Raw genomic sequence first — 14,294 nt, forward strand, 5'->3', positions numbered from 1 at the left:
ACGATTGGATGGTGGCAACGAACGGAAGGCAAAAACATGATTCAGAAAAACTGGCAGGAACTGATCAAGCCCAACAAGGTCGAGTTCACCTCGAGCGGCCGCACCAAGGCAACGCTCGTGGCCGAACCGCTGGAGCGTGGCTTTGGTCTCACCCTCGGCAACGCGCTGCGTCGCGTGCTGCTGTCCTCTCTGCGCGGTGCCGCTGTAACGGCCGTGCAGATCGACGGCGTGCTGCATGAGTTCTCCTCTATCCCGGGCGTCCGGGAAGACGTGACGGACATCGTGCTGAACATCAAGGAAATCGCCATCAAGATGGATGGCGATGATGCCAAGCGCATGGTTGTCCGTAAGCAGGGCCCAGGCGTTGTAACGGCTGGCGACATCCAGACGGTCGGCGATATCGAAATCCTCAACCCCGAGCATGTCATCTGCACGCTCGACGAGGGCGCCGAAATCCGCATGGAATTCACCGTCAACAACGGCAAGGGCTATGTCCCGGCCGAACGCAATCGTGCGGAAGATGCTCCGATCGGTCTCATCCCGGTCGACAGCCTCTATTCGCCGGTCAAGAAGGTGTCCTACAAGGTTGAAAATACCCGTGAAGGACAGGTTCTCGACTACGACAAGCTGAGCATGTCGCTCGAAACCGATGGTTCGATCAGCGGTGAAGATGCTGTCGCTTTCGCGGCGCGCATCCTGCAGGATCAGCTTGGCGTGTTCGTCAACTTCGACGAGCCGCAGAAGGAAACCGAAGAGGAAGCAGTTACCGAACTCGCTTTCAACCCGGCGCTCCTCAAGAAGGTGGACGAGCTCGAACTGTCCGTTCGTTCGGCAAACTGCCTGAAGAACGACAACATCGTCTACATCGGCGACCTCATTCAGAAGACCGAAGCAGAAATGCTCCGCACGCCGAATTTTGGTCGCAAGTCGCTGAACGAAATCAAGGAAGTTCTCGCTTCCATGGGCCTGCACCTCGGCATGGAAGTGCCGGCATGGCCGCCTGAGAACATCGAAGATCTCGCCAAGCGCTACGAAGACCAATACTAACGTTTCAAACGGCAGGCGACGGATGCCTGCAAGTGAAGGAGAATAGCAATGCGCCACGGTAAAGCCGGCCGCAAGCTGAATAGAACCGCTAGCCACCGTAAGGCGATGTTCGCCAACATGGCTGCTTCGCTCATCACCCATGAGCAGATCGTAACCACTCTCCCGAAGGCGAAGGAAATTCGCCCGATCGTTGAGAAGCTGGTTACCCTCGGCAAGCGCGGCGACCTGCACGCTCGTCGTCAGGCCATCTCGCAGATCCGCGACGCTGTTGTCGTCGCCAAGCTGTTCGATGCGATCGCAACGCGTTACGCCACCCGCAACGGCGGCTACCTGCGTATCATGAAGGCTGGCTTCCGCCAGGGCGACAATGCCGCTCTCGCAGTCGTCGAATTCGTCGATCGCGACACCTCTGCCAAGGGCGCAGCCGACAAGGCTCGCGTTGCTGCCGAGGAAGAAGCTGCAGCCGCTTAAGGCCAGCTTCGGGTAAAAGATCCAGGGCCGGATGAGCGATCATCCGGCCTTTTGGCGTTCGGGGCGACGGGAGCAGACTTTCATTCTCCGTGCTCGCTATGGAATATCGATGCTCACCCGCTGAGTCGCATGGCGACTTGTGCATATCCCGGCACGGAGAGCATCGTTGAACATGCAGCGAAGACTGGCACGTACGAGACTTTTTCTGCTCTCGGCGCTGTTGTTGACCATCGTCAGCGGCTTGGCGCTCCGGCGATACGGCTATGCGCTGAACCTGCCTTTCGTGATCGTCAAATATGGTGGCTCGCTCTTATGGGGAGCGATGGTCTACTGGCTCCTAGCGGCAATTCTTGTTTCCATGCGGCGTTTCAAGCTCGCCTTGGCTGCGCTCGTGATCGCTGTGCTCGTAGAACTCTCCAGGCTGTTGCATACGCCGGATCTGTACGCATTCCGATTGACCCAAGCCGGCGCTTTGCTGCTGGGCCGGGTCTTTTCGCCTTGGAATATCGTGGCCTATGCAGCGGGCATTGCCGTAGCGCTGGTGCTTGATCGCACGCTGACAAGGCAGAAACCTCTTCTTTGACGTTGGGGGCGTTGCTCATTCGGCGGCTACGGCCGGCTGAAGCGAGCATATAGGCCTTCGTGAATAAGAACTGCAGGTTTTCTCGGCGTGGGGAGGGGGCCCTCATGCGCATAGTTCGGCCTTACGATGACATGACCCGATCCTTTCCGGTGGAGTGGCGTTGCATCGAGGAATCACTGTGGGGACCGATTTGCCTGATCGCCAATCGTTTCGCGCATAGCTGCATTTCCCATTCCAGATAGCGCTTCGCATCATAATAATTTGAATCCTAATTAGTTTGGTGCTAATAGATTCCCATGAAGCCGTTAATCTCCCTGCAACGCATATTCACCGCCAATCTGCTCACAACCGGCCGCCAATGGCGTCGGGTCGTGGATCTCGCGCTGAGCTCCTATGGCATATCGGAAGCCGCGGCTGCGCCGCTGCTTTGGATTGGCCGTCTGGGAGGAGGTGTGCGGCAAGTGGTTCTCGCCACCTATGTCGGCATCGAAGGTCCGTCGCTGGTCCGGTTGCTCGATCAGCTCGAAAGCATGGATCTTGTCGTCCGCAAGGATGATCCGACGGATCGGCGTGCGAAGGGCCTGTGGCTGACGCCGGAAGGCGAAGTTCTGGCCGCGCGCATGGAAGATGCTCTCGACGAACTGCGTGGAAACATCCTCGCCAATGTGGACCCGGCCGATCTCGAAGCTGCCGTCCGCGTTCTGAAGGCCTTCGAAGAGTTCGAGACGTGGAAGGCCGTGGCTGCCGAGCAGGAGCCGGAGAAGGTCTAATGAGCATTCCATCCTGGCGCGACTGGCTGTTTTCCGTCAAAGCCTTCATTGCCGCGATCATGGCGCTGTTCATCGCGCTGTCGCTGGACCTGCCGCGTCCCTACTGGGCGATGGCCGCCGTCTACGTGGTCGCCAATCCCCTCGCTGGCGCGACCAGCTCGAAGGGGCTCTATCGCGCGCTCGGCACGCTCATCGGTGCCACCGCATCGGTGATCCTTGTGCCGCTCTTCGTCAATGCGCCGGAACTACTCTCCGTCGTCGTCGCGCTCTGGACCGGCACCTTGCTGTTCATCTCGATGCTCGACCGCACCTCGCGCAGCTATGTCTTCATGCTCGCCGGCTATTCGCTGCCGCTGATCGCGCTTCCGACCGTCGGCGCGCCGGAAACCGTATTCGATGTCGCGCTTTCCCGTTCCGAGGAGATCATCATCGGTATCGTCTGCGCGAGCATCGTCAGCGCCATCGTCTTTCCGAGCAGCGTCGGCACCACGCTCGGCCAGCGCATCGGTTCCTGGCTGGATGACGCAGGCACCTGGGCCGATGAAATCCTGCGCGGCGAGGGCGCTTCTCCCGCTACGCCGCTGAAGCGCCAGAAGCTTGCCTCGGATGTGACCGGTCTCGACCTCGTCATCAGCCAGCTCAAATATGATGCGGGCAGCCGTGACATCGTCAGGCATTCCCGCGAGCTGCGCGGCCGCTTGTTGATGCTGCTGCCGCTCTTCTCCTCTCTTGCCGATCGCCTGCATGCGCTGAAGGCCGGCGAAAAGCCGTTGCCGCAGGAGCTGGTTGCAGTCCTGAACGATGTTGCCGATTGGTTGGGGCAGGGTGGTCGCGGCAAGGCCGATGATACGGCCAATATCTTGTCGAAGAAGATCGAGGAACTGCAGCAGAACGACATTGATCTCGGCTGGGATGATCTCGTCCGGTCGAGTGCGCTGGATCGCTTGAAGGAGATCGTCGATCTCTGGCAGGATTGCCTGACGCTGCGCGACCAGATCGTCTCCGGGCAGCAGGTCGGCACATGGCGCCCCGCTTTCCGCCATCGCAACGTCGTTGGACACATCAGGCACTTTGACTATGCGCTGTTGGCCTTCTCGGCCAGCGCAGTCGTCGTCGGCATCGCCGTTGCCTGCGTCTTCTGGATCTATTCCGGTTGGCAGGACGGAGCCGGTTTTGTCACCATGGCCGCCGTCGCCTGTTCGTTTTTCGCCGCGCTCGATCGGCCCGCACCCTTCATCACCTCGATGTTCGTCTGGTGCGCCGTGAGCCTGATTATCGCCAGCGTCTATATCTTCGGCGTATTGCCGTCGATCTCCGGCTTCGAGATGCTGGTGCTGGTCTTCGCACCGCCCTTCCTGGTGATGGGCCTGTTGATCCCGCGGCCGCAGACCAACATGCTCGCCATGCTGCTGGCGGTGAACGGCGCGACCTTCATCGCGCTGCAGGACCGCTATACCGCTGATTTCGGCGCCTTCGCCAATAGTGCGGTCGCGGCTCTGGCGGGCGTCGGCTTCGCTCTGGTCTGGACCCTGCTGACCCGTCCGTTCGGCGCCGAGTTCGCCGCCTGGCGGTTGGTGCGGGCCGGCTGGACCGATCTCGCCGAAACTGCTGCCGGTATTCGCCGCGCCGATCATGAGCGTCTGTCCGGCCGTATTCTGGACCGCTTGGGCCAGCTCGTGCCGCGCCTTGCAAGTATCGAAGACCGCGAGCTGAAGAAGGTCGATGGTTATGCCGATGTCCGTCTCGGTTTCAACGTTCTGATGCTGCAGAAGGAGCGCGGCCAATTGAAGCCGGCGGCCAGCGCATCCGTCAGCGAAGTCCTGATCGGTGTTTCGGATTTCTATCGCTCGCGGCTGAAGGCCAAGCGTGCTGTCGATCCTTCCGACGACCTGCGCGTGTCGATCGACCGCAGCCTCGAGGCTGTGGCGCGGGAAAGGCGGCATGCCGGCCGGGCGAGCCTCGATGCGCTTGTCGGTCTTCGCCGGGCGCTCTTCCCCCATGCCGAGCCGCCGGCGAGCTGGCGACCGCCCGTATCGGATACCACTCAACCACTTTCCATTGCCGCCGAGTAACATCATGCCCGCAGAATTCGATCTTTATGGCGTCTATATTCCGCGCCTTCTCGTTCTCATGCTCGTGACGCTGTTTGCCGTCATCATCCTTCGACGCCTGCTCGCATGGATCGGAGCCTACACTCTGGTCTGGCATCGCGGTCTTTTCGATCTCGCGCTTTACGTCCTGCTGCTCGGTGCCGTCTCCTCTGTCTCTCGTTGGTACTTCACATGAACGCGTTGAAACTCATCGGCCGTGTTGCCGTCACTCTCATCTTCGTCGTCGCTGCTATCTATGTCGGCCGCCAGCTCTGGGGCCATTACATGGAGGAGCCCTGGACGCGCGATGCGCGCCTCAGGGCCGATGTCGTCGGCATCGCGCCTGATGTCTCCGGCCTCGTAAGCGACGTCCTCGTCAAGGACAACCAGACCGTCAAGAAAGGCGATGTCCTCTTTCGTGTGGATCGCGATCGCTTTGCCATCGCTCTCGAGCAGGCGGATGCAGTACTCGCAAGCAGCAAGGCCGCCCTAGAGCAGGCTCGTCGCGAGAACGACCGGCAAGGGCGTCTCGGCGACGCTGCCTCCATGCAGAAGAAGGAACAGGCGCAGACCGCCGAGGAGCAGGCCGAAGCCTCTCTTCGCCAGGTGACTGCCAATCGCGAACTCGCTCAACTGAACCTCGATCGTTCAGAGGTTCGCGCCACCGTCAACGGCACGATCTCGAACCTCAGCCTGCGTCCGGGTGATTACGTCGCGGCCGGCACCGCCAAGGTCGCGCTGATCGATACCGACTCCCTCCGAGTCGAAGGTTATTTTGAAGAAACCAAGCTGCCGCGCATCCATGTCGGAGATGAGGTCGCCATCCATCTGATGGGCCAGGCCGAAAAGCTGACCGGCCACGTCGAAAGCATCGCTTACGGCATCGAGGATCGCGAACGCACCTCCGGCAGCCTGCTCGCCAACATCACGCCGACCTTCAGCTGGGTGCGCCTGGCGCAGCGCGTGCCGGTGCGCATCGCGCTCGACAAGGTGCCCGACGGCACAAAGCTGATCGCCGGCCTGACGGTGACCGCCGAGGTGCAGGAGAAGGGGCAACCGAAGATCGCCAGCGCGGCGGACTGACCAAAAATCTGAAAAGGGAGGGCGGCCGGGTTCAGGCCGCTCTGGAACTGGAAGCTGCAACCGGCCTGCGCGCAGCCCGCCGTCTCTCCATCATGATCGGCCGGTAGGATCGATAGAGGATCATGGCGATCAGCAGGCCGATATAGATGAACTGCTCGAGCGACAGCACCTTGGTCGACAGGGCGAAGTGCAACGCACCGCAGGCGGCGATGATATAGACCAGGCGATGCAGCCAGATCCATTTCTTGCCGAGTCGCCGGATCGAGAAATTGTTCGAAGTCACGGCAAGCGCCAGCAGCATGACGAGCCCCGCCATGCCGAACATGATGAAGGGCCGCTTCAGCACGTCATCGACAACAGCCTGCACATCCAGCGCCTGGTCGAGAACCATATAGACGGTCAGATGCATCAGGACGTAGTAGAAACAGAGCAGGCCGAGCGCGCGGCGATAACGCAGATAGTTCCAGTTGAAGAGATCGCGAAGCGGGGTGACCGCAAGCGTCAGCAGCAGGAAACGGATGGCCCATAGCCCCAGGAAAAGCTCGAAGGTCTTGACTGCATCGGCGCCGAGCTGGTCCGTGGCGCCGAGATAAAATTCCCAGGCCGCCGGCAAAAGCCCGACGATATACAGCGCCCAGACGGAGGCTGATTGCCAGCGCTTGGGGAGAGCGAAGGAAACAGCCATCAGAAATTCACCCTGAGGTCCATGCCGCTATAGAGGCTTGCCACTTGGTCGGCATAGCCGTTGAAGGGCAGGGTGGGATGACGATTGGAGCCGAAGAAGCCGCCTTCGCCGATGCGCCGCTCCGTCGCCTGGCTCCAGCGCGGATGATCGACCGCCGGATTGACATTGGCATAGAAGCCGTATTCCTGGCTGTTGGTCGCCTGCCAGGTATTCAGCGGCTGCTTGTCGGTAAGCGTGATCCGCACGATCGACTTGATGCCCTTGAAGCCGTATTTCCAGGGTATGACGAGGCGGATCGGTGCGCCGTTCTGGTTCGGCAGGGTTTCGCCGTAGAGGCCGACGGCGAGCAGCGTCAGCGGGTTGCGTGCCTCATCCAGACGAAGGCCCTCGACATAGGGCCAATCGAGGGATTGCAGGAGGCCTGACTGTCCCGGCATTTCGGCCGGTCGCACGACCGTTTCGAACGCGACGAACTTGGCGCTGCCCTGCGGTTCCACTTTATCGAGCAGGGCCGACAGCTGGAAGCCGTCCCAGGGGATGACCATCGACCAGGCTTCGACGCAGCGCATGCGATAGACGCGCTCTTCCGGCGGAAACTCCTTGATCAGCGCATCGATGTCGAAAGTGCCGGGCTTGTTGACCATGCCGTCGACCTTGATGGTCCAAGGCCGCGGTTTGAATTTGCCGGAGAGGTTGGCGGGGTCGGCCTTGTCGAGGCCGAATTCATAGAAGTTGTTGTAGGTGGTGACATCCTTGATCGGTGTCAGCTTCTCGTTGACCGTATAATTGCTCTTGGTCGCCGTCAGTGCCTCGGCCAGTGCGGCCTTGCCGCCAAGCGCCGTCATGCCGATGCCGGCTGCGGCCGCCGTCAGGAACTCGCGGCGCTTCAGATAGATCGAGCGGGGCGTAATCTCGGAAGAAGCAATCTTGGGCAGGCGGTAGGAGGCCATGAAACAATTCCTCTATGCGGTAGCAGCTTCGATATCAGCCATACGCAACGGATGCAGGTTTTGTTACACTCTTAAGCTGGCATTTCTTTGGAAGTGAAAGCAACTTTTTGTGTGCGCTTGTGATCGGGCCGTCGCATTCCCAATTCTGAGCTTACAGCGCGATTGCTCGGATGCGGCGCTAGCCCTGCAGCGTACCGGATTCGCTTGAGTTGATAGTGACAGTATTGCACGATTGGATTAGGACAATTCCAAAAAGCGGAGTTGCCGGCGTTCCCTTCGGCCCGAAACCTTTGGCCCTGCCGACGCCGCACAAATTCCAGGATGACGAGGAAGATACCATGCCAGCTTATCGTTCCAGAACCACGACCCACGGCCGCAACATGGCCGGCGCACGCGGCCTTTGGCGCGCGACGGGTATGAAGGACAGCGATTTCGGCAAGCCCATCATTGCGGTCGTCAATTCCTTCACCCAGTTCGTGCCCGGCCACGTTCATCTCAAAGATCTCGGCCAGCTCGTCGCGCGCGAGATCGAGGCAGCCGGCGGCGTTGCCAAGGAATTCAATACCATTGCCGTCGATGACGGTATCGCCATGGGTCATGACGGCATGCTCTATTCGCTGCCGTCGCGCGAACTCATCGCCGACAGCGTCGAATACATGGTCAACGCCCATTGCGCCGACGCGATGGTCTGCATCTCCAACTGCGACAAGATCACCCCCGGCATGCTGATGGCCTCGCTGCGCCTGAACATCCCGACCGTCTTCGTTTCGGGCGGCCCGATGGAAGCCGGCAAGGTCGTTCTGCAAGGCAAGAAAGTCGCGCTCGATCTGGTCGACGCCATGGTTGCTGCCGCCGACGATAAGATCAGCGACGAGGACGTTCAGGTCATCGAGCGTTCTGCCTGTCCGACCTGCGGTTCCTGCTCGGGCATGTTCACGGCCAATTCGATGAACTGCCTGACGGAAGCTCTCGGCCTGTCCTTGCCTGGCAACGGCTCGACGCTTGCAACCCACTCGGACCGCAAGGAACTCTTCCTCGAGGCCGGCCGCCGGGTCGTCGCGCTGGCAAAACGCTATTATGAGCAGGACGATGTGACGGCTCTGCCGCGGACGATCGCCAGCAAGGGTGCGTTCGAGAACGCCATGGCGCTCGACATCGCCATGGGCGGCTCGACCAATACCGTGCTGCATATTCTCGCGGCTGCCCACGAGGGCGAAGTCGATTTTACCATGGATGACATCGATCGCCTCTCTCGCCGCGTTCCGTGCCTTTCCAAGGTGGCGCCGGCCAAGGCCGACGTTCACATGGAAGACGTGCATCGCGCCGGCGGCATCATGGCTATCCTCGGCGAACTGAATCGCGCCGGACTATTGAATGCCGATCTGCCGACCGTCCATGCCGCAACGCTGGGCGAAGCGCTGGCTCAATGGGATATTGCCGTCACCGACAACAAGGCGGCTCTCGAACTCTTCAGTGCTGCCCCTGGCGGCGTCCCCACCCAGGTTGCCTTCAGCCAGAGCGCACGCTGGGAAGAGCTTGATCTCGATCGTGAAAAGGGCGTTATCCGCGATGCCCAGCATCCCTTCTCCAAGGATGGCGGTCTTGCCGTCTTGAAGGGCAATCTGGCGCTCGATGGCTGCATCGTGAAGACGGCCGGCGTCGATGAATCGATCCTGAAGTTCTCCGGTCCGGCCAAGGTCTTCGAAAGCCAGGACGCCGCCGTCAAGGGCATCCTCAGCAACGAGGTTGTGGCGGGCGACGTCGTCGTCATCCGCTACGAAGGCCCGAAGGGCGGCCCGGGGATGCAGGAAATGCTCTATCCAACGAGCTATCTGAAGTCGAAGGGCCTCGGCAAGGCCTGCGCCCTGATCACCGACGGCCGCTTCTCCGGCGGCACCTCCGGCCTGTCCATCGGTCACGCTTCTCCGGAAGCGGCAAACGGCGGCACGATCGGTCTGGTGCGCGAAGGCGACATGATCGACATCGACATCCCGAACCGCACCATCAGCCTGCGCGTCGATGAGGCGGAACTTGCCGCTCGCCGCGAAGATCAGAACGCCAAGGGCTGGCATCCGGCCGAGCCGCGCAAGCGCAACGTCACCACCGCGTTGAAGGCCTATGCCGCTTTCGCGACGAGCGCTGACCGCGGCGCCGTTCGCGATCTCGGCGGGAAATAACTAAGCTCCTTCGCCCCGCGAAGCGGGGAGAAGGTGGACTCCAACGGTCGAGCGTAGCTCGGCCGTGAGAGGACGGATGAGGGGCTTTTTCGAGCTTTATCGTGACGGCAGAGTTTGACTTAGGCGCGCTTGCCCCTCATCCTAGCCCTCTCCCCGCAGGCGGGGGGAGGGGATATCTCCGACGAAGCCCTCCAAGCCTTTGCAAAACACGCCCTTACAGCGGCCGATTGATCTGCTTATAGGCCTCGTTCAGCTCCTTTTGACGCTCCTGATAGGAAGAGGTGAGGCAAGCGACTTCGGCGCCGCAAGCCTGCCGCTTCTTTAGCCATTCCGTCTGTTGATCCTGCATCGCGCCGCGCGCACTCATGGCGAGCAGGCCCGAGAGCAGGTCGAACGTCGTCACCATTCTCACGTCCGCATCGTTGAGCGCTCTGACGCTGCATATCGTCTTCTCGTCCGGTTTCAGGTTCTGTGCCTCGCAATCGAAGCTGGCAGCATGGGAGGGGCCGGCCATACCGAAGGAGATGATGAAGGCGGCTGCGGCAAGATGGATCGATCGCATGTGTGGCTCCCTTTGACGATTCCCAACGCGAAATGCATGACAACATGTTTTTGTTCATCGAACCTGTTTTTTATCGCCGCCAACGTCCATTTATGCTTCATGCTTCCGCCCTCTTTTCTTTCTAGCGTCGGGCGCTACAACGTTGTTTCAAGAGCATTAAAGAAGGAAGTTTCCATGCAAGTCCTCCTGAGGGGCACCGCCGTTTCGATGATTGCCCTCATCATGGCGATGCCGCTTTCCGCCGAGGCGCAGACGGCGAAGTCGGTGCCGCAGAGCCAGGTGCAGATGCAGCTTTCCTTTGCGCCGCTGGTCAAGCAGACTGCCGGTGCGGTGGTGAACGTCTATGCCGAGCGTATGGTGCAGCGTCAGTCTCCCTTTGCCGGCGATCCCTTCTTCGAGAAGTTCTTCGGCCAGCGCATGCCGAATCGCACCGAGAAGCAATCGTCGCTGGGCTCCGGCGTCATCGTGGAGGCGAACGGCACCGTCATTACCAACAACCATGTCATCGACGGTGCTGACGACATCAAGATCGCGCTTTCGGACGGCCGTGAATTTCCCTGCAAGGTGGTGCTGAAGGATGATCGCGTCGATCTCGCCGTCCTGAAGATCCAGTCGAAGAACGAGAGCTTCCCGATCCTGCCGATCGCAAATTCCGATGCCGTCGAGGTCGGTGATCTCGTGCTGGCGATCGGCAATCCGTTCGGTGTCGGACAGACCGTCACGAGCGGCATCGTCTCGGCGCTTGCCCGCAACCAGGTGAAGAACGAAGTCGGCTTCTTCATCCAGACCGATGCATCGATCAATCCCGGTAATTCCGGTGGCGCGCTGGTGAATATGAATGGCGAGCTGATTGCGCTCAACACGGCCATCTTCTCGCAGGGCGGCGGCTCCAACGGCATCGGCTTTGCCATTCCCGCAAATCTCGTCAAGGTCTTCCTTGCGGCTGCCGATCGTGGCGACAAGTCTTTCGAGCGTCCCTATATCGGCGCCTCTTTCGAACCGGTGACCTCGGATGTCGCCGAAGCGCTTGGCCTGGACAAGGTGCGCGGCGCGCTGGTGACCAAGGTCGTCGATGGCGGGCCGGCGGCAAAGGCCGGCCTCAAGCCGGGCGAAGTGATCACGGCGCTGAACAATATTCCGGTCGAGCATCCCGATGCGCTCGGCTATCGCCTGACCACGGCCGGCCTCGGCGCGACTGTATCTTTGACGGTACTGGACAGCGGCAAGGAACATCAGACCACGATGACGCTTGCCGGAGCGCCTGAATCCACGCCGCGCGACGAACGGGTGATCGAGGGCAACAATCCCTTCTCCGGTGCGACCGTCGCCAATCTCTCGCCGCGCGTTGCCGATGATTTGCACCTGCCACCCGATTCGACCGGTGTCGTCATTGAACGACTGAAGTCCAATTCGCCAGCCGACCGTCTGGGATTTGCGGCGCGGGATATCGTCATTTCGATCAATGGAGTTGCGATCAACACCACGGAGATTCTTCAGAACACCGTCACCTCCAACCCGAGCTTCTGGCGCGTGGAAATCGAACGCGACGGGCAGCGTATCCGGCAGTTCTTCCGATGAGCGATGATCTGTTTGCACCGCGGATACCGGAGGAGGTCGCCAACAAGCGGCCTCTGGCCGATAGGCTGCGGCCGCAAACGCTGACTGATGTCACCGGTCAGTCGCATCTGACCGGCGAGGACGGCGTTCTGCGCCGGATGATCGAGGCGGGTTCGCTCGGATCGATGATCTTCTGGGGCCCTCCTGGCACCGGCAAGACGACCGTTGCCCGGTTGCTTTCGGGCGAGGCGGGTCTCGCCTTCGAACAGATCTCCGCGATCTTCTCCGGCGTCGCCGACTTGAAGAAAGTGTTCGAGGCGGCAAGGCTGCGCCGCATGGACGGCCGCCAGACCCTGCTCTTCGTCGACGAGATCCATCGCTTCAATCGCGCTCAGCAGGATAGCTTCCTGCCGGTGATGGAAGACGGCACCGTCATTCTTGTGGGAGCGACGACGGAGAACCCGTCCTTCGAACTCAACGCCGCTCTTCTCTCCCGTGCCCGTGTCCTGACGTTCCGCTCGCATGATGAGGAGAGCCTGGAGGAGTTGCTGCGCCGGGCCGAAGCCGTGGAAGGCAAGCCGCTGCCGTTGACGGAGGATGCCCGTGCCAGCCTGATCCGCATGGCCGATGGTGACGGGCGCTCGGTGCTGACGCTGGCGGAAGAGGTCTGGCGCGCTGCGCGCAAGGACGAGCTCTTCGATCCCGATATGCTGGTCAAGATCGTTCAGCGCCGCGCACCGGTCTACGACAAGGCGCAGGATGGGCACTACAATCTGATATCGGCGCTGCACAAGTCCGTTCGCGGTTCCGACCCGGACGCCGCCCTCTATTATCTCGCTCGCATGTTCGACGCCGGCGAGGATCCGCTTTATCTCGGCCGCCGGCTGGTGCGCATGGCGGTCGAGGATATTGGCCTTGCCGATCCGCAAGCCCTGGTGATCTGCAACGCCGCCAAAGATGCCTATGACTATCTGGGGTCGCCGGAAGGCGAGCTGGCGCTGGCGCAGGCCTGCGTCTATCTCGCAACCGCGCCCAAATCGAACGCGGTCTATACGGCTTTCAAGGCGGCGACGCAGGCGGCCAAGCAGAACGGATCTTTGCTGCCGCCCAAACATATCCTCAATGCGCCGACGAAGTTGATGCGCACCGAGGGATATGGCGACGGCTATCGTTACGACCACGACGAGCCTGACGCCTTTTCAGGCCAGAACTATTTTCCGGAAAAGATGGGCCGTCAGACCTTCTACGATCCGCCGGAACGCGGCTTCGAGCGCGATATCCGCAAGCGGCTGGACTGGTGGGCTAAGCTGCGCAAGGAGCGAGGCGAGCACTAGTCCTTACTCACTTGCCGGTGACGTCTTGCGGCGCTTTCTGCATGCGTGGCGCAGGTGTCTTGTCGACGATCTTCACGCTCGATTCCGCCAGGCCGTTATGGCCCTCCATGTCGACAACGACATGCCAGTGACCGAATTCCGGGATCGCGAGCCGGATCGGCGATTTCTTGGCGACGCCGCCTAAGAACTGATGCTTAAGGGTTTCCGTGAAACGCTCGAAATTCGAGCCGTTCATCAGCCTGACATTGGCGATGGCCGAGAGGGTGATTTCGATCACCGTGCCAGCGCGTTGCTCCTTGAGATCGTAATGGCTGTAGCGGAAGGCAGGCTTCGACATCGTGGTTCTGTTTTCTGGGACACCCGGTGCGAAAACCTACCCGAATCCGGGTTAAGGAAGCGTTCGGTCGGGTGGCGGCTGTCGAAGCCTGCGTGGGGCGGGGTCTAGTGCAGATTGGATGAGGAGGATGCGAAGCCGTCCAGATCGAGGACGGTGCCCTCGGGCGCATGGCAGATATCGGCGGGGTTATGGTTGCATTCCTCAGCCGCAAAGTGCAGGGCGGCGGCTTCGCTGCGGAAGAGGCCGCCTACTAGTCCCTCGCGGTCTTGAACGATCCAGCTGCCGCGACGGTCACGGCCGACAATGAAGCGGGCCGGGACGGCTGACAGGTGATTGCGGGCCGAGCGGCGTTGAATATGCAGTGCATTTGCCATCTTTTTTCCTCTTGGATCTCTTCAGCTGCGCTCAATGTCCGGCCAGACGCATTGCCAGCTGCAACGCGCCGGCAATGAGGAAGACAAGTCCGAGACGAGGAGCGATGGAACGGATGCCATGCAACACAACATCTGAGGAGATAGGCCGCTCGCCCTTGGCAAGAGCCGCGGCACGAGGACGTTGAAGGGGATCGGCGGATGAGCCGGCATGCGTAAAGCGTGACATCATAGTTCCTTTCCAGTGTCACCCGCACCGCAAGTCCAAAGGACCCAT

Annotated in this window: 16 protein-coding genes; 10 read left to right on the forward strand and 6 right to left on the reverse strand. The window is 60.8% G+C overall.

Translation table 11 applies throughout. The annotated features are described in order from the left end of the window. Positions 1–36: 36 nt before the first annotated feature. The 7 genes from GA0061102_RS06010 to GA0061102_RS06040 all read left to right on the forward strand — a co-directional run bounded on the left by GA0061102_RS06010 (position 37) and on the right by GA0061102_RS06040 (position 6,044). Entirely contained in the window at positions 37–1,047 is a 1,011-nt protein-coding gene (locus GA0061102_RS06010) for a DNA-directed RNA polymerase subunit alpha (protein WP_034507362.1), read from the forward strand. Between the two features lie 48 nt (positions 1,048–1,095). After that, entirely contained in the window at positions 1,096–1,518 is a 423-nt protein-coding gene (rplQ, locus tag GA0061102_RS06015) for a 50S ribosomal protein L17 (RefSeq protein WP_007690793.1), read from the forward strand. Positions 1,519–1,690: 172 nt separating this feature from the next. Beyond that, positions 1,691–2,101 (forward strand): ribosomal maturation YjgA family protein, encoded by a 411-nt coding sequence (locus GA0061102_RS06020; RefSeq protein WP_092845275.1) that lies wholly within the window; start codon positions 1,691–1,693, stop codon positions 2,099–2,101. Positions 2,102–2,397: 296 nt separating this feature from the next. Continuing rightward, positions 2,398–2,871: a MarR family winged helix-turn-helix transcriptional regulator gene (locus tag GA0061102_RS06025; protein ID WP_092844946.1), complete on the forward strand. Its 474-nt coding sequence runs from the start codon at positions 2,398–2,400 to the stop codon at positions 2,869–2,871. Continuing rightward, positions 2,871–4,943, forward strand: a complete 2,073-nt coding sequence (locus GA0061102_RS06030; RefSeq protein WP_092844948.1) for an FUSC family protein — start codon at positions 2,871–2,873, stop codon at positions 4,941–4,943. Before GA0061102_RS06025 ends, GA0061102_RS06030 begins: the two co-directional genes overlap by 1 nt. Before the next feature lie 4 nt (positions 4,944–4,947). Then, a complete protein-coding gene (locus GA0061102_RS06035; protein ID WP_092844950.1) occupies positions 4,948–5,157 on the forward strand; it encodes a DUF1656 domain-containing protein in 210 nt (69 codons plus the stop codon). Continuing rightward, positions 5,154–6,044 carry an efflux RND transporter periplasmic adaptor subunit gene (locus GA0061102_RS06040; protein ID WP_092844952.1) on the forward strand — a complete coding sequence of 297 codons (891 nt, stop codon included), beginning with the start codon at positions 5,154–5,156 and terminating at the stop codon, positions 6,042–6,044. Before GA0061102_RS06035 ends, GA0061102_RS06040 begins: the two co-directional genes overlap by 4 nt. 31 nt (positions 6,045–6,075) lie before the next feature. On the opposite strand, the gene msrQ is transcribed toward GA0061102_RS06040, so the two are convergent. Both msrQ and msrP read right to left on the reverse strand, forming a co-directional pair. Then, positions 6,076–6,729: a protein-methionine-sulfoxide reductase heme-binding subunit MsrQ gene (gene msrQ / locus GA0061102_RS06045; RefSeq protein ID WP_425348515.1), complete on the reverse strand. Its 654-nt coding sequence runs from the start codon at positions 6,727–6,729 to the stop codon at positions 6,076–6,078. Next, the gene (gene msrP, locus GA0061102_RS06050; protein WP_092844955.1) at positions 6,729–7,679 is read right to left on the reverse strand and encodes a protein-methionine-sulfoxide reductase catalytic subunit MsrP; all 951 of its coding nucleotides are present in this window, start codon (positions 7,677–7,679) and stop codon (positions 6,729–6,731) included. The genes msrQ and msrP overlap by 1 nt, the downstream gene beginning before the upstream one ends. Positions 7,680–8,017: 338 nt before the next feature. Between msrP and ilvD the strand changes: the two genes are divergently transcribed. Beyond that, positions 8,018–9,856, forward strand: a complete 1,839-nt coding sequence (ilvD, locus tag GA0061102_RS06055) for a dihydroxy-acid dehydratase (RefSeq protein ID WP_092845277.1) — start codon at positions 8,018–8,020, stop codon at positions 9,854–9,856. Between the two features lie 214 nt (positions 9,857–10,070). Here the strand turns inward: ilvD and GA0061102_RS06060 are convergent, their stop codons facing one another. After that, on the reverse strand, positions 10,071–10,418 hold the full coding sequence (locus GA0061102_RS06060; protein WP_092844957.1) for a lysozyme inhibitor LprI family protein: 348 nt from the start codon (positions 10,416–10,418) through the stop codon (positions 10,071–10,073). A gap of 174 nt (positions 10,419–10,592) precedes the next feature. Here GA0061102_RS06060 and GA0061102_RS06065 point away from each other — a divergent pair, with 174 nt between their 5' ends. Together GA0061102_RS06065 and GA0061102_RS06070 are read left to right on the forward strand one after the other, a co-directional pair. Next, entirely contained in the window at positions 10,593–11,996 is a 1,404-nt protein-coding gene (locus GA0061102_RS06065; RefSeq protein ID WP_092844959.1) for a DegQ family serine endoprotease, read from the forward strand. Beyond that, complete coding sequence (locus GA0061102_RS06070) at positions 11,993–13,309, forward strand: replication-associated recombination protein A (RefSeq protein ID WP_092844961.1); 1,317 nt, start codon at positions 11,993–11,995, stop codon at positions 13,307–13,309. Before GA0061102_RS06065 ends, GA0061102_RS06070 begins: the two co-directional genes overlap by 4 nt. Before the next feature lie 7 nt (positions 13,310–13,316). On the opposite strand, the gene GA0061102_RS06075 is transcribed toward GA0061102_RS06070, so the two are convergent. From GA0061102_RS06075 to GA0061102_RS06085, 3 genes are all read right to left on the reverse strand, one after another. After that, on the reverse strand, positions 13,317–13,646 hold the full coding sequence (locus tag GA0061102_RS06075; protein ID WP_092844963.1) for a DUF1883 domain-containing protein: 330 nt from the start codon (positions 13,644–13,646) through the stop codon (positions 13,317–13,319). Positions 13,647–13,750: 104 nt separating this feature from the next. Continuing rightward, entirely contained in the window at positions 13,751–14,020 is a 270-nt protein-coding gene (locus tag GA0061102_RS06080) for a hypothetical protein (RefSeq protein ID WP_092844965.1), read from the reverse strand. Positions 14,021–14,051: 31 nt separating this feature from the next. Then, positions 14,052–14,249, reverse strand: a complete 198-nt coding sequence (locus GA0061102_RS06085; protein ID WP_092844967.1) for a hypothetical protein — start codon at positions 14,247–14,249, stop codon at positions 14,052–14,054. Positions 14,250–14,294 lie beyond the last annotated feature (45 nt).

The organism is Martinezella miluonensis (assembly GCF_900094545.1).
Lineage (GTDB): Bacteria > Pseudomonadota > Alphaproteobacteria > Rhizobiales > Rhizobiaceae > Rhizobium > Rhizobium miluonense.